This window comes from Pseudomonas sp. AS2.8 (assembly GCF_014190935.1).
Lineage (GTDB): Bacteria > Pseudomonadota > Gammaproteobacteria > Pseudomonadales > Pseudomonadaceae > Chryseomonas.
Genome location: NZ_JACHVV010000001.1, coordinates 1003822 through 1026600, shown reverse-complemented (window position 1 = coordinate 1026600; position 22779 = coordinate 1003822). Strand labels below are relative to the sequence as shown.

The 22779-nt window shown below is 69.9% G+C and carries 21 protein-coding genes and 1 pseudogene; 10 read left to right on the top strand and 12 right to left on the bottom strand.

The window, feature by feature from the left end:
* Positions 1 to 7: 7 nt before the first annotated feature.
* From FHR73_RS04650 to FHR73_RS04615, 8 genes and pseudogenes are all read right to left on the bottom strand, one after another.
* The gene (locus FHR73_RS04650) at positions 8 to 961 is read right to left on the bottom strand and encodes an ABC transporter permease subunit (protein ID WP_183629780.1); all 954 of its coding nucleotides are present in this window, start codon (positions 959 to 961) and stop codon (positions 8 to 10) included.
* On the bottom strand, positions 958 to 1947 hold the full coding sequence (locus FHR73_RS04645) for an ABC transporter permease (protein ID WP_260175592.1): 990 nt from the start codon (positions 1945 to 1947) through the stop codon (positions 958 to 960). The genes FHR73_RS04650 and FHR73_RS04645 overlap by 4 nt, the downstream gene beginning before the upstream one ends.
* Positions 1931 to 3469, bottom strand: coding sequence for a sugar ABC transporter ATP-binding protein (locus tag FHR73_RS04640; protein ID WP_183629779.1), 1539 nt, complete (start codon positions 3467 to 3469; stop codon positions 1931 to 1933). Before FHR73_RS04640 ends, FHR73_RS04645 begins: the two co-directional genes overlap by 17 nt.
* Complete coding sequence (locus FHR73_RS04635) at positions 3466 to 4431, bottom strand: sugar ABC transporter substrate-binding protein (RefSeq protein ID WP_183629778.1); 966 nt, start codon at positions 4429 to 4431, stop codon at positions 3466 to 3468. The genes FHR73_RS04640 and FHR73_RS04635 overlap by 4 nt, the downstream gene beginning before the upstream one ends.
* A gap of 12 nt (positions 4432 to 4443) precedes the next feature.
* On the bottom strand, positions 4444 to 4800 hold the full coding sequence (locus tag FHR73_RS04630; protein ID WP_183629777.1) for a hypothetical protein: 357 nt from the start codon (positions 4798 to 4800) through the stop codon (positions 4444 to 4446).
* A 4-nt stretch (positions 4801 to 4804) separates the two neighbouring features.
* Positions 4805 to 6031 carry an SfnB family sulfur acquisition oxidoreductase gene (locus FHR73_RS04625; protein ID WP_183629776.1) on the bottom strand — a complete coding sequence of 409 codons (1227 nt, stop codon included), beginning with the start codon at positions 6029 to 6031 and terminating at the stop codon, positions 4805 to 4807.
* Between the two features lie 200 nt (positions 6032 to 6231).
* Positions 6232 to 8262: an ATP-binding protein gene (locus tag FHR73_RS04620; RefSeq protein ID WP_183629775.1), complete on the bottom strand. Its 2031-nt coding sequence runs from the start codon at positions 8260 to 8262 to the stop codon at positions 6232 to 6234.
* 235 nt (positions 8263 to 8497) lie between these two features.
* Positions 8498 to 9485 (bottom strand): annotated as a pseudogene (locus tag FHR73_RS04615) (GlxA family transcriptional regulator).
* A gap of 106 nt (positions 9486 to 9591) precedes the next feature.
* Between FHR73_RS04615 and FHR73_RS04610 the strand changes: the two are divergent.
* Positions 9592 to 10167: a cysteine hydrolase family protein gene (locus FHR73_RS04610; protein WP_183629774.1), complete on the top strand. Its 576-nt coding sequence runs from the start codon at positions 9592 to 9594 to the stop codon at positions 10165 to 10167.
* Here FHR73_RS04610 and FHR73_RS04605 read toward each other — a convergent pair.
* Positions 10164 to 10787: a DapH/DapD/GlmU-related protein gene (locus tag FHR73_RS04605; RefSeq protein ID WP_183630191.1), complete on the bottom strand. Its 624-nt coding sequence runs from the start codon at positions 10785 to 10787 to the stop codon at positions 10164 to 10166. The two genes, FHR73_RS04610 and FHR73_RS04605, sit on opposite strands and share 4 nt — an antisense overlap.
* A gap of 65 nt (positions 10788 to 10852) precedes the next feature.
* The gene (locus FHR73_RS04600; protein ID WP_183629773.1) at positions 10853 to 11500 is read right to left on the bottom strand and encodes a TetR/AcrR family transcriptional regulator; all 648 of its coding nucleotides are present in this window, start codon (positions 11498 to 11500) and stop codon (positions 10853 to 10855) included.
* A 148-nt stretch (positions 11501 to 11648) separates the two neighbouring features.
* Between FHR73_RS04600 and FHR73_RS04595 the strand changes: the two genes are divergently transcribed.
* From FHR73_RS04595 to FHR73_RS04555, 9 genes are all read left to right on the top strand, one after another.
* Positions 11649 to 12068, top strand: a complete 420-nt coding sequence (locus tag FHR73_RS04595) for a DUF2147 domain-containing protein (protein WP_183629772.1) — start codon at positions 11649 to 11651, stop codon at positions 12066 to 12068.
* A 21-nt stretch (positions 12069 to 12089) separates the two neighbouring features.
* Positions 12090 to 12974, top strand: a complete 885-nt coding sequence (locus tag FHR73_RS04590; protein WP_183629771.1) for a TorF family putative porin — start codon at positions 12090 to 12092, stop codon at positions 12972 to 12974.
* Positions 12975 to 12984: 10 nt separating this feature from the next.
* A complete protein-coding gene (locus FHR73_RS04585) occupies positions 12985 to 14619 on the top strand; it encodes an FGGY-family carbohydrate kinase (RefSeq protein WP_183629770.1) in 1635 nt (544 codons plus the stop codon).
* Positions 14616 to 15272, top strand: a complete 657-nt coding sequence (locus FHR73_RS04580) for a class II aldolase/adducin family protein (RefSeq protein ID WP_183629769.1) — start codon at positions 14616 to 14618, stop codon at positions 15270 to 15272. Before FHR73_RS04585 ends, FHR73_RS04580 begins: the two co-directional genes overlap by 4 nt.
* 8 nt (positions 15273 to 15280) lie before the next feature.
* The gene (locus tag FHR73_RS04575) at positions 15281 to 16762 is read left to right on the top strand and encodes an aspartate aminotransferase family protein (RefSeq protein ID WP_183629768.1); all 1482 of its coding nucleotides are present in this window, start codon (positions 15281 to 15283) and stop codon (positions 16760 to 16762) included.
* 8 nt (positions 16763 to 16770) lie between these two features.
* On the top strand, positions 16771 to 17391 hold the full coding sequence (locus tag FHR73_RS04570) for a class II aldolase/adducin family protein (RefSeq protein ID WP_183629767.1): 621 nt from the start codon (positions 16771 to 16773) through the stop codon (positions 17389 to 17391).
* Positions 17392 to 17413: 22 nt separating this feature from the next.
* Complete coding sequence (locus tag FHR73_RS04565) at positions 17414 to 18601, top strand: hypothetical protein (protein WP_183629766.1); 1188 nt, start codon at positions 17414 to 17416, stop codon at positions 18599 to 18601.
* Between the two features lie 54 nt (positions 18602 to 18655).
* Positions 18656 to 20101: an aldehyde dehydrogenase family protein gene (locus tag FHR73_RS04560; RefSeq protein ID WP_183629765.1), complete on the top strand. Its 1446-nt coding sequence runs from the start codon at positions 18656 to 18658 to the stop codon at positions 20099 to 20101.
* A gap of 181 nt (positions 20102 to 20282) precedes the next feature.
* Positions 20283 to 20837, top strand: coding sequence for a ProQ/FinO family protein (locus FHR73_RS04555; RefSeq protein WP_158896775.1), 555 nt, complete (start codon positions 20283 to 20285; stop codon positions 20835 to 20837).
* Positions 20838 to 20891: 54 nt separating this feature from the next.
* Here FHR73_RS04555 and FHR73_RS04550 read toward each other — a convergent pair whose 3' ends face one another.
* Positions 20892 to 22061, bottom strand: a complete 1170-nt coding sequence (locus FHR73_RS04550) for a cell wall metabolism sensor histidine kinase WalK (protein ID WP_183629764.1) — start codon at positions 22059 to 22061, stop codon at positions 20892 to 20894.
* Positions 22058 to 22732 (bottom strand): response regulator, encoded by a 675-nt coding sequence (locus FHR73_RS04545; protein WP_183629763.1) that lies wholly within the window; start codon positions 22730 to 22732, stop codon positions 22058 to 22060. The genes FHR73_RS04550 and FHR73_RS04545 overlap by 4 nt, the downstream gene beginning before the upstream one ends.
* Positions 22733 to 22779 lie beyond the last annotated feature (47 nt).

Below are 22779 nucleotides of genomic sequence, written 5' to 3'. Positions count from 1 at the left end.
GGAACTCCTAGCGCGACGCGTCGCGGCGCCGTGCCAATTGGTTGAGGGTCAGCACCAGCAGGATCAGCAGCCCGGTGGCCACCTGCTGCCAGTAGAAATTCCAGCCCACCAGCAGCAGGCCGTTGGCGGCCACCGCCAGCAGCAGCACGCCCAGCAGGCTGCCGGGGACGTTGGGCCGGCCGTGGCGATTGAGGCTGGCGCCGATGAAGACGGCGCCGATGCCGTTGATGAGGTAGGCATTGCCCGAGAGCGGCACATAGGCATCGATGCGCAGCGCCAGCAGGATGCCGGCGACCGCCGCCACCAGGGCCGTGGCCAGGCAGGTCCAGAGCGCCAGGCGGCGCAGCGCCAACCCCGAATGGCGCGCCACCAGCGGCTGGCTGCCCAGGGCCAGCAGGGCGCGACCCAGGCGTCCGCGCGCCAGTACCACCCCGTAGAGCAGTGCCAGCAGCGCCACCGCCCAGACCGCCGCCGGTGCGCCCAGCCAGCTGCTCGCGGGGGGTCGGAATTCGGGTTTGAGGTAGAGCGGCAGGCCGCCCTCGGACAGCAGCTGTTGCAGGCTGGTACCGATGAACAGCACGCCCAGGCTGGCCAGGAACGGCGACAGGCCCACGCCGGCCACCAGCAGGGCGTTGGCGAGGCCGACCAGCAAGCCCAGCCCCACCCCACCGGCGAGCGCCACGGCGAGCGGCCAACCGGCGTTGAGCAAGGCGATGCAACCGAAGGCCGCCAGATCCAGGACGATGCCCACCGAAAGATCGATGCCGCCCGCGGCGATGGCGTAGGTCAACCCCAGGGCCACCAGCGCCGGGACCAGGCCATTGTTCAGCAACAGGCTGAGCAGGTTGCCCTGGCTGAGAAAGCCGGGCGCGGCCAGGGCGAAGACCACCACCAGCGCCAGGAACAGCAGCGGCAATGCCAGGCGCAGACCGGACCGACCGAGGGCAAGGGTCGCGTTCATCGGCGGCTCTCCTGGCGCAGGCTGGCCGCGGCCACCACCAGCAGGATCAGCACACCCTGGACGCCATTGACCAGGAAGCTGCTCACTCCGAGCAACTGGAAGCCATTGCCGAGCATGCCCACCAGCAGCGCCGCCAGCAGGGTGCCGCCGACGCTGGGTTGCGCGCGCCAGGAGAACACCGTGCCGAGAAAGGCGATGGCCACCACCGGCAGCAGCAGCTCGCCCGAACCCGGGGTACTGCCGCTGAACCAGGCGACCGACAGCAGCGCCGCCAGCGCCGCACAACCGCCGGCCAGCAGATAGCTGGAAAACACCAGCCTGCGCACCGGCAGACCCGCGGCGCGGGCCGCCTCGGGATGGTCGCCCACCGCCGCCAGGCGCAGCCCGTAGGGGGTGCGTTGCAGGAGCACCGCCAGCGCCAGGGCGGTCAGCAGCAGCACCCAACCCGCGGCCGGAACGCCCAGCCCGCTGCCGAGGCCCAGCAGATCCAGCCAGGGCGCACTGGCCGGCAGCACGGTATTTTCGCTCAGCACCAGTTCCAGACCGGCCACCACGTTGAGACTGGCCAGGGTGGCCAGCAGCGGCGGCAGGCCCAGCAGGGTCACCGTCAGGCCGTTGAGCGCTCCGACCAGCAGCCCGCAGACCAGGGTCAGGCCGATGGCCAGTGGCGCGCCGTAGCCGGCGTTGACCAGGGTCGCGTGCAGCGCCGCGCAGAGTCCGAGATTGGCCGCCAGCGAGAGGTCCAGGCCACCGGCGAGCACGTTGCCCCCGCCGCCGACGATCACCAGGGTCAGGCCCAGGGCGAGAATGCCGGGAATGGCGGCCTGGGCCAGGATGTTGGCCAGATTGCCTGACCCGAGAAAGCCCGGTGCGCGCCAGGCGAACAGGGCCGCGATCACCGCGAAGGCCAGCAGCGCGCCATGGCGCCAGAGGTCCGGGCGCCAGGTCGGGACCGGGATCGACAACCGCTCAGGACGCGAGGCCAAGATCCGCCCTCCGCTGCTGTCTGGCGGGCCATTCGCTGGCTCCGGTGGCGGCCGCCAGGAGCTCCTCCACCGTCGATTCGGCCGCCGGGCGTGCCGGCAGCAGGCGGCCGCGATGCATCACGTGGATGCGGTCGCAAAGGTTGAGCAGTTCGGGCAGATCCACCGACAGGATCAGCACGCCGGCGCCCTGCTCCACCAGCCGCGCGACCTGGCGATAGAGTTCGGCGCGGGCGGCGAGATCGATGCCCACGCTGGGTTCGTCGAGCAGATAGAGTCGCGCGTCCCGGGCCAGCCATTTGCCCAGGGCGACCTTCTGCTGGTTGCCGCCACTCAGGTGCCGCACCGGGGTATCCAGGTCCGGGGTGCGGATGTCCAGCGCCTGGCGGAGCCCATGGGCGGCGCGACGCTCGGCCCCTGGCAAGCGCAGCCCGTAGCGGCTGAAGCGCTCCAGGGCCGCCAGGGTGAGGTTCTCGGTCACGGTGAGATCCAGGGCCACGCCCTGTTGGCGGCGATTCTCCGGCAACAGCGCCAGACCCGCCCGCACCGCCGCGCGGGGACTGGCGAAACGGTGCGGGCGACCGTCCAGCAGCACGTCGCCCTCGACTACCGGCACCAGGCCGAACAGCGTCCTGAGCAACTCCTTGGCGCCCGAGCCCACCAGGCCGGCGACCCCGACGACCTCGCCGCGGCGCACCTGCAGGTCGACCTCGGCGAAGGCGCCCGGACGGCCCAGCCTGCGGGTCTCCAGCAGCACCGCGCCCGGCGCCGCCTGGGCCTTGGGATAGGCCTCGCCCAGCTCCCGGTTGATCATCAACCGCGCCATGGCCGCTGCCGGCGTCACGCTGGGCGTCACCTCCGCCACCACCCGGCCGCCGCGCAGCACCGTGGCGCGATCGCAGAGGCGCTCGACCTCCTGCAGGTAGTGGGACACATAGAGCAGGGCCAGCCCCTGGTCGCGCAACTGGCGCAGCAGGCTCAGCAGGCGCTCCACCTCGCCATGGGCCAGGGCCACCGTGGGTTCGTCGAGCACCAGCACCTTGGGCGTGGCGAGCAGCGCCCGGCTGATCTGCAGCAGCTGCTGTTCGGCGCTGCTCAGCTCCGCCACCCGGGTTCGCGCGCGGCAGTCCAGGCCGAAGCGCTCGGCCAGCAACCGCTCCGCCGCCCGTTCCTGCCCACGGCGATCCAGCAGCGGGCCAAGGCGCCGCTCCTGACCGAAGAACAGCGCCTCGGCCAGGGTGAAATTGGGCGGCAGCAGCCGTTCCTGGTGGATGATGGATACCCCGCGCCGCGCCAGCTCGCGCGGCCCCGCGCCGAGCAGCGACTGGCCGTCCAGGCGCAGCGCGCCGGCATCCGGTGTCACCAGGCCACCGAGCACCTTGATCAGGGTGGACTTGCCGGCACCGTTCTCGCCGATCAGCCCGTGGATCTCGCCGGCCCTGAGGGTCAGGTCCACGCCGTCCAGCGCCTGGGTGGCGCCATAACGCCGGGAGATGCCCTGCAGTTCGAGGATCGCCCTGCTCATGGGTCACCTCGCAGCGCCGCGACCTGATTCAGATTGCCAGGGGTCGTGAGCAGGGTCGCCACATGGGTCTCCTTGGGCAGATCGCGCGCACCGGCCAGATACCGGGCGACGTTCTGCACCGCGGTCCGGCCCATCAGCGCCGGTTGCTGGGCGACCACCGCGCCGACCGGACTGTCGCCGCGCTTGAGCAACTCCAGCACCTCGGGAGTACCGTCGACGCCATAGGTCTTGATCTCGGTCCGACCGGCTTCGATCAGCGCCTGGCTGGCGCCGAGCTGGGGAATGTCCCAGGCCGACCAGATGGCGGCGATCTGGCCCTTGGGGTACTTGTTGAGCAGCGCCGCGATCTGGCCACGGGCGTCCTGCACGGTGTTGGGAATCACGTCGCGCAACTCGGGCTGGATGATCTTCAGTCCCGGATGGGCATCGAGCACCGAGCGCAGCTCGGCGTAGCGGATGGCGCAGACCGGCACGCCCTGGAAGCCGTTGAACACCAGGATGTCGCCCTTGCCGCCGGTGTCCTTCGCCAGTTGCTCGGCCAGCTCCCGCCCGGCGGCGGCGTTGTCCGAGGTGGTGTTGTTGAGGCTGTACTGGGACGGCGCATCGATGGTGAACAGCGGGATGCCGGCCGCCTGGATGCGGCGCAGCCAGGGGTCTATCACGCTCAGGGTGCCCAGGGTCTGGATCACCGCGTCCGGCTTCTGGGTCACCAGGGTCTGCAGCTGGGTGACCAGATTCTTGTCGTTGCGACCGGCGTCCAGGGTGATGGGCGTGCCGCCCAGCCGCTTGACCTCTTCCACCTGGGCCTGGAAGGCCTTGAGATCGAAGTAGTGACTGGTGCCGGTCATGCTGATGGCGATGCGCTTGCCGGCCAGCGACGGGATCTCGTCGGCAGCCGCCAGCGTGGCCGTGGCCAGCAGCGGCACCAGCAGGAGGGAACGGAGCAGTGTACGCAGTGACATGGCAGTCCTTTTCTAGTCGGTGATCGTCAGGTGGTGCTCGCCCAGCAGGCGCCGGAGGTCGCGAACGCTCGGTCCGGGCTGACGAGGCGCCGGGGCGTCCGTCAGCCATTCGCGCTGGAGTTCGGCGGCGAGCTGGCGGGCGTGGTCGGTGGCCAGGCGCAGCTGGAGCTGGCGTACCGGTGCGTCCTCGCTGCGGTGCGGACGCTGCAGGGCGCGCGCGGCGGCCAGCCGCACCTGGAGGTCACCCACCGCGGCGATCACCAGCGGATCGCGGGCGCGGACGTCCTGGGGCAGTGCCTCGCGCAGGTGCGCGAGCACCTGTTCGGCGAAGGCGAGTTCGGCGTGGATGGCAGGGGCGAGATCGGTCATGGCTTCAGTTCCAGGCGTGACGGGGCGGCTCGACGCCGTTGAGCAGGTGGTTGCCGATCAGGTGGTACTTCCAGCGCACCGGATCGTGCAGGGTATGGGTGCGCGCATTGCGCCAGTGGCGGTCATGGCCGAAGCGCGCCGAGACGCTGCGGGTACCGCCCAGTTCGCAGAGACGATTGGCGGCGGCCAGGGCGATCTCGGTGGAGGCGACCTTGGCCTGCCCCACCACCACCGAGGCTTCGGCGACGCTGGCCGCGGAGGGCGCCGCCAGTGCCCGGTCGACGGCAGCGCCGGCGTCTTCCAGCAAGGCCTCGGCGGCGGCCAGCCGCCAGCTCAGGTCGCCGATCAGCGCCTGGCTCAACGGATCCTGCCAGCCGTGCTCGAGCCCGCTGTCGGTCCAGGGCCGCGCCAGCCGGGCAGCGGCCAGGCTGGCGGCAAAGGCGCCGCGAGCGATGCCGACATCCACCGCCGCCTGGATGATCTGGGATACCGGGCCGTCCGCCGTCGGCCGTTCGAAGGCCTTCCAGGCCGGCAGCACCGCGCTGCGCCGGACACTGACGCCCTTGAGCTGCACCCGGCCGCTGGCGGTGGTGCGCTGGCCGAAGCCGTCCCAGTCGTCGATCACCGTCAGGCCACCGGCATCGCGCGGGACCAGGGCGAGATGGGCCAAGCCCTCCTCGTCCAGCGCGACCGTGGGGACCACATGGGCGAACAGCGCGCCGGTGCAATAGGCCTTCTCGCCATCGATCCAGGCGGTGTCCCCGGTGAAGCGGATGCGCGTCTCGAACTGGGTGACGGTCTTGCTGCGCGCCTCGGAGAAGGCATTGCCGAAGCGATAGCCCTGGAGCACCAGACCGAGGTAGTGGCGCTGCTGATCCGGACTGCCGGTCAGCAGCAGGTTGTTGACCACGCCCAGGTGATTCTGTGGCAGCTGCCCCAGGGAGGGATCGGCCGCGGAGATACGGGCGATGACTTCGGCGACGGTGCCGAATCCCACCCCGGCGCCGCCGAACGACCGCGGCACGGTGATGGCCCAGAGGCCACTGGCCGAAAAGCGCTCGATCTCGGCCCAGGGCAGGCGTCGCTCCTGATCACGACTGAGCGCATCGCGGGCGAAATCCTCCGCCAGCGCCGCCGCGGCATCGAGGGCCTCGGCGGCGTCGCGCAAGCGCGTGGCGGGACGTTCGGGGACAGCACGGGGAACGGTATTGAGCGAGGTGGCGACGACCATGCAGGGACTCCCTTGGCGGTAACCCCTGAGCCAGAGCACGAGCTGTGCCATCGCCAAAAATACGATCTATATCAGCGACTTATATAAATATCCTGCGATCTGGAAGTCGCTGACCAGACACCTCGGCAGACAACTGTTGCCCAGCGGACAGCCCTGGGCAACAACCCGGGCAAGCCGTGAGACTGCCCGCAGGACGCCGCTCAACCCTCCGGATTCAACATCTCGCTGATCTTGTTGGCCAGGGCGTCGATGGCGAAGGGCTTGGTGATGATCTCCATGTTGGGGGCGAGATAACCCTCCACGTTGGAGCCTTCCGCGTAGCCGGTCGCCAGCAGCACCTTGAGCTCCGGGCGATTGGCCTGGGCCAGGTCCGCCAGCTGGCGGCCGTTCATGCCGGGCAGGCCCACGTCGGAAATCATCAGATCGATGCGCTGGGGATTTTCCAGGAAGGGAATGGCCTCCTGGGCATCCGCTGCCTCGAGGGTCTGGTAGCCCAGTTCGCTCAGTACCTCCAGGATCAGCGAGCGGACCACGACTTCATCCTCGACGACCAGCACCACTTCGCCACCGCCCAGCGGTGCGATTTTCTGCTCTTCGACCGCGAGGAGGCCCACCTCGCCACCCAGGCACGGCATGTAGAGCTCGACGCGGGTGCCCTTGCCCGGCTGCGAGCGAATCCGCACCGCGCCGTTGGCCTGGCGCATGTAGCCATACACCATGGACAGTCCCAGCCCCGTGCCCTGGCCGATCGGCTTGGTGGTGTAGAAGGGCTCGAAGACCTTGGCCAGCACGTCGGGGGTCATCCCCAGCCCGGTATCGGTCACGCTGAGCAGCACATAGTCGCCTTCCCTGAGCTCCAGGGCCGCGCCCTGCTCCGCCGTGAGGTGCACGGCGGCGGTGGTGATGGTGATGGTGCCGCCCTTCGGCATGGCATCGCGGGCGTTGATAGCCAGGTTGATGATGGCGCTTTCCAGCTGGTTGGCATCCATCCGCACCAGCGCCAGGCCCGCCGCCAGCTGCGTCCGGATGCTGATGTTTTCGCGCAGGGTGCGATGCAGTAGGTCTTCCAGCGACGCCACCAGCGGATTGACCTCGAGGGGTTTGAGATCCAGGGTCTGGCGGCGGGAAAACGCCAGCAGCCGCTGGGTGAGCGCCGCCGCCCGCTGCGCCGAGGTGACCGCCGCGTTGATGTAGCGCTCGTCCTCGCTGGAATCCCCGCCGCGCCGGCGCCGCTGCATCAGCTCCAGGCTGCCGATGATGCCGGTCAGCAGGTTGTTGAAGTCGTGGGCGATGCCGCCGGTGAGCTGGCCGACCGCTTCCATCTTCTGCGCCTGGTGCAGGGTGTCTTCCACCCGGGAACGCTCGGCCACCTCGGCGGCGACCCGCGCCTCGAGCGTCTCGTTGAGTTCCGACAAGGCCTTTTCGGCCTGCTTGCGGGCCGTGACGTCGGCGCAGGTGCCGGTCACATAGGAGGGCTGGCCGGCGGCGTCGCGAAAGACCTTGCCCTTGCTCAGCAGCCACTGCTCGCCCGGTCCGCGCTGGAGCCGGAATTCGACGACGAAATCCTTGCCGTCCAGGCAGTCGACCAGGCAACGACGGACCCGCTCCCGGTCATCCACCTGGACGAAGTCCAGGAAGCGCTCGACGGGGTCGGCCGTGAGGACATCGGGCAGGCCGAAAAGCTGCTGCAGCGCGCTATCGCAATAGAAGCGGCATTCGTCGAGGTACCAGTCGAAGATGCCGGCCTCGGAGGCCAGCAGCGCGGCGCGAAAGCGTTCGTCGGCGAGCTTGAGGCTCGAGCGGGAGTGTTGCTGGGCGAGTATCTGCTCGGTGACGTCTTCGGTCTGGTGGATGATGTAGATGACCTCACCGCGGTCGTCCAGCACCGGGACGTTGAGCGGGCTCCAGTAACGCACCTCGAAGCCGCCGCCCTCGCTGTCCGGCCGCGGGATGTCGTACTGGGTGACCGCCATGCGATCCGGCTCGCGGCTCTGGATCACCCGCTCGAAAGAGGCCCGCAGTACCCCGGCGCCGAACTCCGACTTGCCGTCGGGGTTGCGCCCGAACACTTCGAATATCGAGCGCCCGATGCAGTCCTCGCGCCGGGTATTGGTGCCACGCAGGCGCCCTTCGTTGGCCGCCACCATGATGAAGTCGGGGCCTGGAGCAAGCACCAGAACCAGATGAGGAAGGCGTTCGAAGAGCAGTTGGAAGTCTGGATCCTGAGGCATGGGTACCTGCATAGTCGGTCAGCGCGAAACGGGTGGTTGCCGGGTAGACCCCAGGCAACTCGGTCTTTTTCTCCTTCTGTGGAGGCCACTGGCCAGGGCTGGGTTCCACCGCCAAGACGAGACGCCTCCTGGGGCGCGGTCGACCCCCGAGTCAGCCGACCGACCATGCGCGGACGCCGGCTAGGCCCTGACCGCTCCGGGGCGTGACGAACCCTCGGCGCGAGCCGCGCTGGCCTCACCGCCCGCTCAGCGCGCCGCCGAATCTTCTGCGGTAATCCCCCGGACTCAGCCCCACCACGCGGGTGAAGACCTTGCGGAAGGCGCCCGGATCGCTGTAGCCGACCTCCCAGGCGACCCGTTCCAGGGGTAGCCGGCTGGCCTGCAGCAACTCGCGGGCGCGACCGACGCGCAGTTGCTGGCCATAGGCGGTGGTGGTCATGCCGGTGGCCTGGCGAAAGCGGCGCAGAAAGGTGCGCGGCTCGAGTCCGGCGCGGTGGGCCAGGGTGTCCAGGGCGAGATCCTGGGCGCCCGTCGCCTGCAGCCATTCCTGCACGGCGAGGATGGCGCTGTCGCCGTGGTTCAGGCGCGGCGAAAAGGCGCTGTAGTAGCGCTGCTGTCGGCCAGGCGGGTCTATGACCAGGGTCCGCGCGGTGTCGAGCATGCGCCTGGCGCCCAGGTAGCGATCGACCAGGCGCAGGCCGAGATCGGTCCAGGCCATGAGACCGCCGGCGGTGACCAGGTCCTCGCCATCGATGAGCAACTGGTCGGCGTCCAGGCTCACGGCCGGAAAACGGGCGGCGAAGCGCTCGACATGCAGCCAGTGGGTGGTGGCGGTGCGGCCATCGAGCAGACCGGTTTCCGCCAGCAGGAAGGCGCCGGCGCAGATCGAGGCCAGGCGCACGCCCTCGCCATGGCGTTGGCGGAGCCAGTCACGATAGGGCGCGGCGGCAGCGGGTGAAATCGGCTCCGCCAGACTGGGTGGCAGGATCAGCACCTGCAGCGCGCCATCTGCCCCCCGGCAGGGAATCGTAGACCCGCCTGGGTAGCGTCTCGCCCTCCTCCAGCCGCCAGTGGCTGACGCGCAGCCGGGGGCACTCGGCATCCTCCGCGGTCCCGGTGAGGCGTCCGGCGATCTCGAACAGGTCGGTGAGGCCGGGTACCGTCGCCCGTTGCACGCCGGGATAGAGCAGCAGGCCGAGTTCGATCGGTGGTTGATCGTGCATGTGTCGCTGGCGCCCCTGAAGTTGTCGGTCACGCCTCTTCGCCCGCAGGCGCGGCTGGCCAATCATGGCCGGACCCAAACCAGAAGCATCTTCCGAGAGGCTGGACATGAGCAAGCACGCCGTCGTCGTCATCGATCTGCAGAACGAATACCTCCCCCGCGGCAAATTGCCCCTCAGTGGCATCGAGGCGGCGGTCGCCAATGCCGCGCGGATCATCGCCCACGCCCGAGACCAGGGCGTTCCGGTGATCCATGTGCAGCATCTGTCGCTGAGCGCCGAGGCGCCGATCTTCGTGCCCGGCAGCGATGGCGTGGAGTTCCAGGCCGCCGTCGCGCCCCGGGCCGGCGAGCCGGTGGTGGTGAAGCACTATCCCAATGCCTTTCGCGAGACCTCGCTCGAGCAGCTGCTGGACGAGCGCGGTATCGAATCGCTGGTGGTGGTGGGCGCCATGAGCCACATGTGCATCGACGCCGGCGTCCGCGCCGCGGCCGATCTGGGCTATGCCGTGACGGTGATCCATGACGCCTGCGCCACCCTGGAGCTGGAATTCGCCGGGGTCCGGGTGCCGGCGGCCCAGGTGCACGCCGCCCTGATGGCCGCGCTGGCCTTCGCCTATGCGAGCCTGGCGTCCACCGACGGCTATCTCGCCGGCCAAGGCAGGGCGGCGCCCGAAGCGCCTTAAGGCACGCCCTGGTCAACCAGCTCCAGCCGCGCGACCCGGGTGCCCGGCGGCAGCAGCGCGCCCGGCGCGATGACCGCATTGGCGCCCAGCCGGCAACCGTCGCCGATCAGGGCGCCGAACTTGACCACCCCGGTATCGATCACCTGCTCGCCGTGGCGGATGCGGATGACCGCGCCGTCACTTTCGTTGCGGTAGTTGGCGACGATGGCGCCCGCCTCCAGATTCACCCCGCTGCCGATCAGCGAATCCCCGACGAAATTGAAGTGGGCGAGCTTGCTGCCGTCCAGCAGCAGACTGCTCTTCAACTCGCAGGCCGGACCCACCACGCAGTGGGCGCCCAGGTGGACACCGCCGCGCAGATAGGCGCCCGCCGCCACCAGGGTGCCGGGGCCGATGATGACCGGGCCCTTGAGCACCGCGCCCGCCTCCACCACCGCCGTCTCGTGGATGGCGCTGTCGCCCTGGCGCCGATAGCCGGGACCGAGGCGCGCCAGCAGCACCCTGACCTGCTCCTCGCAGGCGCCGGTATGCGTCCAGGGCGCGGCGGGCTCCAGGCCCAGGCCGGGCCAGGCGGTGATGAAGGTGGCGATATCCAGGTCAGGCCTGACGGGCCTCGGCAGTGGTGGAACGCCTGCCGATTCTGACCTGAGTTCCCAGCGGATGCTCGCTCGGGCGGGCGAACGGCTCAGGCGTCGCGCAGACGCCCCAGATGACCGCTGAGCATGGCCGCGACGGTGCGGCAGGTGCTTTCCGCCGGCAGTTCCTCATCGAACAGCAACTCCACGGTGGAGTGGATCAGCTCGACCACGATCCGTGCGACCTGGGCGACGGCGGCCGGCGGCACGCTGGGCAGCAGCAGTACCAGCAACGCGGCCTGCTGCGCCGCCACCCGGCGGTGCGAATCCAGGCGCACGTGCTCCAGCGAGGGCACCGCGCGCAGCGCCTTGAGGATCCACATGCCACCGGCGGTCTCGGCGGTGACCCGGTAGGTATCCAGCAAAAGCCCGGTCAAGACGTCTTCCACCCGCTCCAAAGGACCGGCCAGCAGCTCGGCATTGATCCGCCCGTCTATCTGCGCATTCTGCTTCTCCAGCAGGCGCCGGCCCAGTTCCTCCAGCAGGGCGTACTTGTTGGGAAAGTAGCGGTAGAGCGCCGGCGGGGTCAGCCCCGCGCAGTCGCAGACCAGATTGGTCGACAGCCGCTCGATGCCGACCTGACAGAGCACCTCCGCCGCCGCGGCCAGGATGCGTTCGTAGGTTTCCGCTGCCCGCTGCTGGCTGGGGCGGGCCTTGGGCGTGGCGCGGGAGGATGGAGCGGACTCTTTGGCGACCATGAAAAAGCTCTCGGCTAGACGAAAAAACACCTTGATGGGCAGTAAAATGATAGTTATAACTATCGTGTAGCGATAACTATCATATCAGCAACCGCGTTGCCCTTACTGCCTCCAGCCACAACCACAACAATCAGCAGGAGTCTCTTCCATGAAAACACCCCTCGCGCTCGCCGTCGCCCTCTGGGCGCTACCCCTGGCCCCGGTTCTGGCGGCCGACGCCGCACCGGTCCAGGGTCTCTGGCTGACCGCCGACCAGGGCGCCGCCGTCAGGGTCACGCCCTGCGCCGACAACGCCAGTGCCCTGTGCGGCACCATCGTCTGGGACAAGGACGCCGGCAATGCCCATGACACCTGCGGCACGCGCATCTTCCAGATGAGTCGCGACGACGGCGGCACCTGGCGCGACGGCTGGGTGTTCGATCCGCGCGATGGCAAGAAGTACAAGGGCTACGTCCGCCGCAAGGGCGACGACCTCAACATCCGCGCCTATGTCGGCACCGAGGTGCTCGGCAAGACCGAACAGCTCACCCCGCTGAGCACCCTCCCCGCCACCCCGCACTGCAGCTAAGCCATCGCAAGGAGCGACCCCATGAACCGGATTCTTCACCGCACCCAGGCGGCGGCCCTGCTGTGCCTGAGCGTTCTCGGCAGCGCGGTCCAGGCCGATGACGACCTGGCCAGCTATGCCCTGACCATCACCCCGCGCCTGCTTTCGGATGTGCGCAACCGCAGCATCTCGGATTCGCTCAATCGGCCGGGGGCCAAGGTCACCGTGGAATTCGCCCACGAAAGCGGCCTGATCGGCCTGGCGGAACTCGGCACCGTGAGCAAGAAGCAGTTCCTCGACGGCGATGGCGCCAACGTGCTGCTGGCCGGCGGCTACCGCTTCGGCGATCCGGAGGCCTGGCACTTCGGCGTCGGGCTGGCCGGGGAATTCTTTCCCGGCGCCCACTTCAAGGCGCCCAGCCGCATCGATCCGGAGACCGGCGCCCCCGATGGCTTTCGCAGCACAGACTACAACAGCCAGTTCGCCGTGCTGGAGATCGGCTACGGGGCACTGCAGGGGCGCATCCTCAACGTGCTCTCGGAAAATTATCGCGGTGCCAACACCGCCGGTGTCTGCGGCGCCCAGCTGCAATTCAACCCCGATCCCACCAAGGGCCTGGAGTGCTATGCCAAGGGCGAGCACAACTCCCGCGGCAGCCTGCTCTACGACCTGGACTATCGCTACGAGCTGACCCCGCGCACCAGCCTCAAGCTGCACGCCGGCTACCAGCAGATACGCAATTTCTCCGAGGCCAACTTCAGCGACTACGGCGTCGGCCTGGTGCATCGCCACTGGGGCTTCGACTTCGGCCTGGACTACCTGAGTCCCCATACCCGGGCGCGCGAACTCTACATCGCCGAAGACGGCGACCATCAGCGCGCGACGGACGAGGCCCGCTGGGTGCTGTCCGTGGCCCGTCCCTTCTGAGCCGGCGCCCATGAAACCTCACGTCTTCGCCACGCCGCCCGCGCCGGCCCAGGCCACCGCCCTCGACGGCCTGGTGCTGGTGGTGGACCTCGGCACCTCCGGCTGCAAGAGCGCGCTGGTCACCCTCGGCGGCGAGGTGGTCGCCTGGACCTTCCATGGCGTCACCCTGCACGTCGAAGGGCACAGTGCCGAACAGGAGCCGGAAGACTGGTGGCAGGCCTTCCTGCGCGGCGCCGGCGAATTGCTGGCGGCGGATCCGGCGCGGCGGCGGCGGGTGGTGGCGGTGTGCTGCTCGACCCAGACCGAGGGCACGGTGTGCGTGGACGCCAACGGCCAGGCCCTGGGCCGGGCGCTGCTCTGGCTGGACATGCGCGGCGCCGAATCGGTGGCGCGGCGGGTCGGCGGTGGTCGACTGAAGGTGGCCGGGTATTCGCCGTTCAAGCTGTGGCGCTGGATCCGCCTCACCGGCGGCGCGCCCTCGCTGTCGGGCAAGGATTCCGCCGGGCACATCGCCTATCTGCAGGACCACCAGCCGGAGCGCTATGCGCGCACGGTGAAGTTTCTCAATGTCCTCGACTTCATGAATCTGCGCCTGACCGGTCGCTGCTGCGCCACCGCCGATTCCATCTGCACCGCCTGGATCACCGACAACCGCGATTCGCGCCAGGTGAAGTACGACGCCGGGCTGATCCGCACCCTGGGCTTCGATCGCGACAAGCTGCCCGACCTGGTGGATTCGGCGGAGGTGATCGGCACCCTGACCGGCGCGGTGGCCGACAGGCTCGGGCTGCCGCGCAGCACCCCGGTGGTGGCCGGCTCGGTGGACACCTCGGCGGTGGCGGTGGGCTCGGCGGTGGAAGACTTCGCGCCGCACCTCTACCTGGGCACCTCTTCCTGGCTGGGCGCTCATGTGCCCTTCAAGAAGTCCGATGTCTTGCGCCACATGGCCGCCGTGCCCAGCGCGGTCAAGGGCCGCTACCTGGCCATGGCGCTGCAGACCGCGGCGGGCGCCAACCTGTCCTTCCTGCGCGACAAGGTGCTCTACCACCCGGACGAACTCCTCAGCGACGAACAGCACCCGGATCTCTATGCCCTGCTCGACCGAATCGCCGCCCGGGTGCCGGCCGGCGCCCGCGGGCTGCTCTACACCCCCTGGCTGTATGGCGAGCGCAGCCCGGTGGACGATCCCAGCCTGCGCGCGGCCCTGATCAACCTGTCGCTGGAGCACACGCGGGAAGACATCATCCGCGCCTTTCTCGAAGGGGTGGCGCTCAACACCCGCTGGATGCTGGAACCCTTCGGCCGTTTTCTCGGCCGCCGGCCGGAGCGGATCACCGCGGTGGGCGGCGGCGCCCAGTCCAATCTCTGGTGCCAGATCATGGCCGACGTCACCGGCCACGTGATCGCCCAGCCCGATGCGCCCATCCAGGCCAATGCCCGGGGCTCGGCCTATATCGCCGCCGCCGGCATCGGCGCCCTGGCCTTCAGCGACGTGCCGGGGCTGCAGCGACCGCCGCGTCTCTACCAGCCCTGCCCCCAGGCGCGGGCGCGCTACGACGACAGCTACGCCACCTTTCTCGAAGTCCGCCGGCGCCTGGCGCCGCTCTACCGCCGCCTCAACCCCAACCAGGGAGCCCGACCATGAGCGATACCCTCGAAGCGCGCGAACAGGTGGTCGATCTCTGCCTGCACCTGGTGCGCCGCGGCTTCTTCGCCGCCACCGGCGGCAACCTGGCCCTGCGCCTGGACGCCGAGCGCATCGCGGTGACCCCCTCCGCCCTCGACTACTACCAGATGGGCGCGGAGGACGTCTGCATCCTGCGCCTGGCCGATCTGCACCAGCTCGAAGGCGATCGCGCGCCCTCGGTGGAAACCGGGCTGCATGCCCGGGTGCTGCGGCGCTTTCCGGCCGCGGGCTGCAGCCTGCACACCCACCAGCCGCTGGCCAGCGCCTGCACCCTGCTGGGCGAGGCCCTGACCGTCGACGACCCCGAGCGCTGGCCCGAGCTGGGCCGCCGCCTGCCGCTGGTGGGCTATGCCCCCTCCGGCACCGGCTGGCTGGCCAAGCGCCTGGATCGCGCCCTGAGCGCCGAGAGTCCGGCCTATCTACTGCGCAACCACGGAGTGCTCTGCTACGGCGCCAGCGCGCGCCAGACACTGGCGGTGCTGGAGCAGCTGGAAGCCTTCTGCGAGCACTACCTGGTCGGCCGTATCGCCAGCCGCCCCGGCGTCTCCGCCGCCGACAGCCTGGCGCGCCAGCGCCTGCTGACCACCCTCACCGCCTCCCTCCCGTCCTGAGGTCCGCCATGAATCAGCCCCTGACCACCCCGCCGCCCCTGGTACCCACGCCGCCGGCGATTTCCGCCTGGCCGGATACCGAGACGCTCTATCGCCGTTTCGACGCCCTGGTCAAACAGCCCATGCGCCCGCTGCGCCGCGAGGCGCTGGCCAAGGTCATGGGCTATTTCGACGAGCGCTGCCAGGGCTCGCGGCGACTGGCGGAAGAAGCCAAGCGCTTCATTCCCGGGGGCATCCAGCACAACCTGGCGTTCAACCACCCCTTCCCCCTGGCCATCGCCCGGGCGGAGGGCGCCCACCTCACCGACGTCGACGGCAACCGCTACATCGACTTTCTCCAGGCCGGCGGTCCCACCCTGCTCGGCTCCAATCATCCCGGCGTGCGCGACCAGGTGCAGCGCATCCTCGCCGAGTGCGGCCCGGTCACCGGCCTGCTGCACGAATACGAGGTCAAGCTCGCCGAACTGGTCTGCCAGAGCGTGCCCGGCATCGACCAGGTGCGGCTGCTGGGCTCGGGCACCGAGGCGGCCATGGCCGCGGTACGCCTGGCGCGGGCCTATACCGGTCGCCGCTGGATCATCAAGATCGGCGGCGCCTACCACGGTTGGAGCGATCAGCTGGTGTACGGCATGCGTCTGCCCGGCACCGGGCGCATGGAGGCCCTCGGCATTCCCCGGGGCGCCACCGCCCACACCCAGGAAAGCCCGCCCAACGACCTCGAGGCCCTGCGCCGGCGGCTGCAACTCAATCGCCTGCGCGGCGGCACCGCGGCGGTACTGGTGGAGCCCTTCGGCCCGGAAAGCGGCACCCGCCCGGTGCATCCGCAGTTCAATCGCGAGGTGCGCAAGCTCTGCGACGAATTCGGCGCCCTGCTGATCTTCGACGAGGTGGTGACCGGGTTTCGCGCCGGCATGGGCGGGGCCCAGGGCTACTTCAAGGTGCTGCCGGACCTCACCGTGCTCGGCAAATGCCTCACCGGCGGCTATCCCATGGCCGGGGCCCTGGGCGGCAAGGCCGAGGTCATGCAGCTGCTGGTGGGCGGCATCGGCACCTCGTCGAAGCGCGCCTTCGTCGGCGGCACCCTGTCGGCCAATCCGCTGTGCTGCGTGGCCGGCTACTACGCCCTCAAGGAGATCCAGCGCCTCGACGCCGCTGGCCAGGCCGGCCGTGCCGGCGATCGGCTGCGCCAGGGCCTGGACGAGATCATCGAGCGCCGCAACCTGCCCTATGTCGCCTACAACCTGGGCTCCATCGTCCATCTGCAGACCTCCGGCGTGCTGCTGCTCGACACCGGCAACCCGCTCAAGCTGCTGCGGGTGCGCAACGAGGCCAAGGCGCGGAAGCACATGATGGAAGAGATGGGCGCGGCCTACACCGCCCATGGCCTCATCACCCTGGCCGGCAGCCGCATCTACACCAGCCTGGCCGACACCGACGCCGTGATCGACGACGCCCTGGAGCGTTTCGACCGGGTCTTCCAACTGGTATGAGGCCGCCCATGAAAGCCGAATTGCGCCAGCAATGGCTGGATCTGCAGCACCGTCTGGCCCGCCAGGGCGAACGCTCGGCCCTGGCCCTGTCGGTGCGCATACCGGGGGCCGCGAGCCTCTGGTACGGCACCCTGGGCGATGCCGCCCCCTGCGCGATCGAGCTGACCCGCAGCAGCGGCGGCGCCCTCGATCACGCGCTCATCTACCGGTCGCGACCGGATGTCGGCGCCATCATCCAGGGGGCCGGGCGCTACGGGCAGCATGTGGCGGACTTCGGCGGCCAGTTGCCGCAGCTGTTCGACGAGCAGGCCCGCCACCTGGGGCGGATGGCGCCCGCGGTGGCCAGGGGCGATGCCCTGGCGGAAGCCCTGGCCGACCAGGGCAACGTCCAGCTGCTCGGCGGCCAGCCGCTGTGCCTGGGGACCACCGCCAGTCGCGCCGCCCTCAATGCCGAGCTGTTCGAGAAATGCGCCAAGGCCTACACCCTGGCGCAGGCCACCGGCGCGGTGCTCACCCGCCTGCCCTGGTGGGTGGTGCTGATCGCCACCCGCCGGCTCCAGCGCGACCAGCGCGCCGCCGCCGAGGCCTTCCGCCAGGGCCGGCTGCCGGCGGAAAGCCGCGGTTACTAGCCACTCTTCGAAGGTAGCGCCCATGACCGTCTCCTCGCCCTCTTCGCCCCGCCAGGTCTGCGCCGCACTGCTGCTGGGTTCCCTCGCCCTGCTGATCCTCGGCCTGCAGCCGCTGCTGCTCGGCGAGCTGTTCACCAGCGGCCGGGCCAGCCTCGACGGCCTGGGCCTGGTGGCCATGGGCGAGATCGTCGCCCTGGGCCTGGGCGTGATCGCCGGTGAGGCCCTGGGCCCGCGCCTGGGGCTGCCGGCGGTCCTGCTACCGGCGACGCTGCTGGCGGTCGCCGCCGACCTGGCCAGTGCCCAGGCCAGCGGTGATCTGCCGCTGCTCGGCCTGCGCGCCCTCGCCGGCCTCGGCGAAGGCCTGCTGCTCTGGGCGGCGGTGGCGCTGATCGTGCGCCAGCCTGCCGCCGAGCGGCTATCCGGCCTGTTCATGGCGCTGCAGACCTTTTGCCAGGGCCTGCTGGCCGCTGCTCTGGCGCTGTGGATCCTGCCCCGCCTGGGCAGTTCCGGCGGTTTCCTGCTGCTGGCCGGCGTCACCGCCGTGGCGCTGCCGCTGACCGCCGCCCTGCCACGCCGGCTGGCGGCGATGGAGATCTCTGCCAGTACGCCCGTCCGCCATAGATGGCGGCTGCCCCAGGCCCTGCTGCTGGCCTTCGTCGGCTGCCAGCTGGCCGCGATCGGTGCGCTCTGGGCCTATCTGGAGCCCTATGGCGAAGCCCTCGGACTGGACGCCAGTCAGGCCCAGACCCTGATCGCCGCCAGCTTCGCCGCCCAGTTGCTCGGCGGCCTGGCCGGCGCGGCCCTGGTGGCCTGGCTGCCGGCCGCCAGTACCCTGACCCTGGCGACCCTGCTGCTGGGCAGCCTGGCCGCACTGATCTACGGCCTGGCACCGGGGGCGCACCTGACCTTCGCGCTGCTGTGCCTGAGCTTCACGTTTCTCTGGCAGACCCTCACCCCCTTCCAGATCAGCCTGGCCCTGCGGCTGGACGCCAGTGGCCGCATCGCCACCCTGGTGCCTTCGCTGCAATTGCTCGGCTGCGCCGCCGGCCCGGCGCTGGCGTCCCTCTGGCTGCAGGGCGCCGCGGTCCGGCCCGCCGCCCTCACCAGCGCCCTGCTCGCCCTGCTGGCCCTGGGACTGGCGGCCCTGCTCGCCCTCAGTGCCCCTGCCCCCCGGCCGGTACCGCGCTGGCGCTGGCAGCGCCCAGGCTGAATACTGCCGTCGTCGCCGCGTCGCCTCCTTTCTGCCCCCTTGCGGACTGCTGCCATGAATGCGCCCCTCCCCGATCCCGCTCCCACTCTGGTCGATCCCGAGACCCTGCAGCGACTGTTCGCCGCCCAGGGACCACGCGCCCTGGCCCTGCGCGGTTCCAGCGCCGCCGAGCGCCTGAGCCTGCTGCAGCGCCTGCATGGCGCCCTGGTGGCGCGGCGTGGGGCGCTCTATGCGGCCTTTCGCCAGGACTTCGGCAAACCCGAGGTGGAGGTGGAACTGTCGGAGATCATGCCGGTGCTGGAAGAGATCCAGCACGCGCGCCGCCACCTGCGCCGCTGGATGAAGCCGCGGCGGGTGCGACCGACCCTGACCTCCCTCGGCTGCCCGGCGCACATCCACAGCCAGCCGCGCGGGCGCTGCCTGATCATCGGCCCCTGGAACTACCCGGTCTCCACCCTGCTCGGCCCGCTGGTGTCGGCGCTGGCGGCCGGCAACAGCGTGATGCTCAAGCCCTCGGAATTCACCCCGGCGGTCAATGCGGTGCTGCGCGAGCTGCTGGCCGAGGCCTTCACCGCGGACACCGTGGCCTTCTGCGAAGGCGACGTCAGCACCGCTCAGGCGCTGCTGGCCCTTCCTTTCGATCACTTCTTCTTTACCGGCTCCACGGCCGTGGGCCGCCTGGTGATGCAGGCCGCCGCTCGGCACCTGGCCTCGGTGACCCTGGAACTGGGTGGCAAGTCGCCGGCGATCATCGACGCCAGCGCCGACCTGGACGCCGCCGCCGAGTTGCTGCTCTGGGGCAAGTTCCTCAATGCCGGCCAGTCCTGCGTGGCGCCCGACCATGTCTTCGTCGCCCGCCGCCTGCTACCGGCGTTCAAGGAGCGCTGTCGTGCCCTGCTGGTGCAGCGCTACGGCACCGATGCCGCCGCCAGCCCGGACTACGCCCGGCTCATTCACCAACGCCACGCCAGCCAGCTGATCGGGCTGCTCGAACAGGCCCGGGCCGCCGGTGCCCAGCTGATCCACGGCGGCGCGCACGATGCGGCCGGGCGCTATCTCGCCCCGACCCTGCTGGATTGCTCGGCCATCGATAGCCCCCTGGACAACCAGGAGCTGTTCGGTCCGCTCTTGCCGGTGATCGCCTATGACGACCTGGAAGAGGTACTGCAGCGCATCGACGCCGGTCCCAAGCCCCTGGCGCTCTATCTCTGGAGTCGCGATCGCGCGGTGCAGCGGCGGGTCGTCGCCCGCACCAGCTCCGGCAGCGTCGGCCTCAATCTGTGCATGCAGCAGTACACCCAGCTGCACCTGCCCTTTGGCGGCGTCAATCACTCCGGCAGCGGCAGCGCCCATGGCCAGGCCGGTTTTCGCACCTTTTCCCACGAGCGCAGCGTGCTCGCCGCCGGTCCGCTGCTGGCCGTTCGTCTGCTGCTGCCGCCCTATTCGCCGTTCAAGCTGCGACTGGCGCAGTGGGTGTCGCGCCTGACCGGAGGCGGCTAGAAAACGCCCAGCAGGGCACACCATCCGCCGGGAATGACGCTTCCAAGGATGCACGAGCGGCAAACCAGCCTTTAGAATGACGGGCCGCCAGCCTTGGGCGTGCCAATCTGCAATCGGCGCGGTCCAAGCCCGGCATGGGTTACCCTTGCACGTGAATTCTATTGGAGCGGTGAGCTGAACGATGGGCTTTGAGCAACTAGCTGAACTACGCGACCGCCTGCGGGCCGAAAAAGCGCAGGTAAAGACCGAGAGCAACGAGCGGCCGGCGCGGAGACCTTCACCGAAAGCCAAGCCCCGCGAGCAGAAGCCCCGCGAGCAGGATCCGGTGGTCGAAGGCATCCGCCGTCTGCAGAAGCACTTCCCGCTGGCCTTCCCGGTCAATCCGGCACCCAAGGTGCCGCTCAAGGAAGGCATCCTGAAAGACGCCGAGCAGCACCTGGAGCGCCTGGGCATCACCGGTGACCAGCTCAAGCAGTCGATCGCCACCTGGTGTCGCGGCACCCGCTACTGGGCGGCCATGACCGAAAACGCCCCGCGCCTGGATCTGGATGGCCAGCCGGCTGGCACCGTGACCGCCTCCCAGGCGGTCTATGCCAAGCAGCAGGCACGCCGCCAGCGCGCCCAGGCCCGCCGTGAGCAGGCCAAGGCCAAGGCGGACACCGCCGCGCCGGTCGAAGCTGAGGCGCCGGCAGCGGCCGAAGCCGTCGCCGCCCCGGCGGACGACGCCTCCGCCTGAGTCCAGCTGCCCCTGTCGCCCTGACAGGGGCAGTCGCTCCAGACGCCTGCCGCGCTAGGACCGGCGTCCCGGCAACTCGATCCGCATCACCGTACCCCCACCCTCGCGCCCCAGGGCGACGATGCGGCCCTGATGCGCCGCGCAGATGGCGCGGGCGATGGACAGGCCCAGGCCGCTGCCACCGAGGTGCCGCGCCCGGGAGCTGTCGGCGCGCCAGAAGCGGTGAAAGACCCGCTCGCGATCGGCTTCGGCAATACCCGGGCCGCGATCCCGGAATTCCAGCACCAGCCCCTCTGCCAGGGCGAGCTGGACGATCTCCAGTTCGCCGCCGCTGGCGCCATAACGCAGGAAGTTTTCCAGCAGGATGTTGAGCAACTGGCCGATGCGATCGCGGTCGGCGTACAGCTGTTGACGGGGATCCAGTTCCAGACGGAGTCGTAGCGCCTCGGCCTGCAGCTGGGGCGCGAACCAGGCCAGCCGCTCTTCCACCAGCGCCGCCAGGGCGAAGGGCCGCTGATCCAGCGCCAGTTGCCCGGCCTCGGCCAGCGACAGGGTATGCAGATCGCCCACCAGGGTGTTGAGCAGGTCGAGCTGGCGCTTGACCATCTGCAACTGGCGGGCATCGGCGGGAAAGACCTCGTCGAGGATGCCCTGCACCCGCACCGAGGCGGCGTTGAGCGGAGTGCGCAGCTCATGGGCGAGGATGGCGCTGGAATCGCGCACGTCGCGCTCGTATTGCTGCAGCCGCGCGGTGAGGCTGTTAAAGTCCAGCGCCAGCCGGCGCAACTCCGCCGGTGCCGTGTCGGACACCTCCAGGCGGGTGTCCAGCTCACCGGAGGCCACCCGCCGCGCCGCCGCGGCGATGGCGGAGAACTGGCTCGACAGCGGGCGTGAGAGCCGAAAGCCGGCCAGCAGGATCAGCGGCACGGCCGCCAGCAGCAGCCCGGCCAGCACCCACCAGTCGCGGCTGGCGATACCGGGCAGGAAATAGCGCACCGGATAGTAGTGGCTGAACAGCGCCCAGAGCCGTGCCTCGTTTTCCCGCGGATCGGCGCGCAGCTGGAGGATTTCCGCCCGGGCCGCCTGGGGCACTTGGCGCAGCACCCACCAGTCGCCGAAGAGAAACCAGAGGTACATGCCGGCGGCGATCAGCAGCACCGCGCCCAGGGCCAGCAGGCTCATGCGCCAGCCGACCCAGCGCCCCAGCGGGGCTTGGCGCTTCATGAGAAGCGATAGCCGATGGCGCGCACCGTCACCGGCACGCCGGGAAGGCCCGCCGCTTCCAGCTTGCGCCTGAGGTTGTGCAAATGGGTGTCCACCACCCGCGCCAGGGCTTCGCTCTCCGGCAGACAGCGCTCCAGCAATTCCTCGCGGGTAAAGGCCTTGTGCGGGGTGCGCATCAGGGTGGCGAGCAGGCCGAATTCGGTGGGCGTCAGTTCCAGGACGCGCGCCTCGACGGTGGCGCTGAAACGCTCCAGATCCACCGTCAGGGCACCGTGGCGTAGCCAGCGGTCATCGCGCGGCGCCTGGTGGCAGCGGCGCAGCACCGCGTGCACCCGCGCCACCACCTCCCTGGGGTTGTAGGGCTTGACCACATAGTCGTCGGCGCCATAGCGCAGGGCGCCGAGCTTTTCCGGCTCGTCGCCGATGGCGGTCACCATGATCACCGGGGTATCCCCGGCGCGGCGGATCTGCGCCAGCACCTCGGTGCCACCGAGGCGCGGCAGCATCATGTCGAGCAGCACCAGATCGGGTCGCTCGCGCTGGAACAGCTCCAGTCCCTGGCGGCCATCTTCGGCGAGGATGACCGCGAAGCCGTCGCGCAGCAGGTAGGCCTCCAGCACGCTGGCGCTGTCGGCGTCGTCTTCGACGATGAGTATGAGTTTGTCGCCCACGTCCGCTCTCTTGATCGAATCTCGACAATTCGCCGAAGGAATCTTGA

Excerpts from the sequence above, each read along its gene's own strand:
- FHR73_RS04650 (WP_183629780.1), bottom strand. The coding sequence starts at position 961 with ATGAACGCGACCCTTGCCCTCGGTCGGTCCGGTCTGCGCCTGGCATTG.
- FHR73_RS04640 (WP_183629779.1), bottom strand. The coding sequence starts at position 3,469 with ATGAGCAGGGCGATCCTCGAACTGCAGGGCATCTCCCGGCGTTATGGC.
- FHR73_RS04635 (WP_183629778.1), bottom strand. The coding sequence starts at position 4,431 with ATGTCACTGCGTACACTGCTCCGTTCCCTCCTGCTGGTGCCGCTGCTG.
- FHR73_RS04630 (WP_183629777.1), bottom strand. The coding sequence starts at position 4,800 with ATGACCGATCTCGCCCCTGCCATCCACGCCGAACTCGCCTTCGCCGAA.
- FHR73_RS04625 (WP_183629776.1), bottom strand. The coding sequence starts at position 6,031 with ATGGTCGTCGCCACCTCGCTCAATACCGTTCCCCGTGCTGTCCCCGAA.
- FHR73_RS04620 (WP_183629775.1), bottom strand. The coding sequence starts at position 8,262 with ATGCCTCAGGATCCAGACTTCCAACTGCTCTTCGAACGCCTTCCTCAT.
- FHR73_RS04610 (WP_183629774.1), top strand. The coding sequence starts at position 9,592 with ATGAGCAAGCACGCCGTCGTCGTCATCGATCTGCAGAACGAATACCTC.
- FHR73_RS04600 (WP_183629773.1), bottom strand. The coding sequence starts at position 11,500 with ATGGTCGCCAAAGAGTCCGCTCCATCCTCCCGCGCCACGCCCAAGGCC.
- FHR73_RS04595 (WP_183629772.1), top strand. The coding sequence starts at position 11,649 with ATGAAAACACCCCTCGCGCTCGCCGTCGCCCTCTGGGCGCTACCCCTG.
- FHR73_RS04590 (WP_183629771.1), top strand. The coding sequence starts at position 12,090 with ATGAACCGGATTCTTCACCGCACCCAGGCGGCGGCCCTGCTGTGCCTG.
- FHR73_RS04585 (WP_183629770.1), top strand. The coding sequence starts at position 12,985 with ATGAAACCTCACGTCTTCGCCACGCCGCCCGCGCCGGCCCAGGCCACC.
- FHR73_RS04580 (WP_183629769.1), top strand. The coding sequence starts at position 14,616 with ATGAGCGATACCCTCGAAGCGCGCGAACAGGTGGTCGATCTCTGCCTG.
- FHR73_RS04575 (WP_183629768.1), top strand. The coding sequence starts at position 15,281 with ATGAATCAGCCCCTGACCACCCCGCCGCCCCTGGTACCCACGCCGCCG.
- FHR73_RS04570 (WP_183629767.1), top strand. The coding sequence starts at position 16,771 with ATGAAAGCCGAATTGCGCCAGCAATGGCTGGATCTGCAGCACCGTCTG.
- FHR73_RS04565 (WP_183629766.1), top strand. The coding sequence starts at position 17,414 with ATGACCGTCTCCTCGCCCTCTTCGCCCCGCCAGGTCTGCGCCGCACTG.
- FHR73_RS04560 (WP_183629765.1), top strand. The coding sequence starts at position 18,656 with ATGAATGCGCCCCTCCCCGATCCCGCTCCCACTCTGGTCGATCCCGAG.
- FHR73_RS04555 (WP_158896775.1), top strand. The coding sequence starts at position 20,283 with ATGGGCTTTGAGCAACTAGCTGAACTACGCGACCGCCTGCGGGCCGAA.
- FHR73_RS04550 (WP_183629764.1), bottom strand. The coding sequence starts at position 22,061 with ATGAAGCGCCAAGCCCCGCTGGGGCGCTGGGTCGGCTGGCGCATGAGC.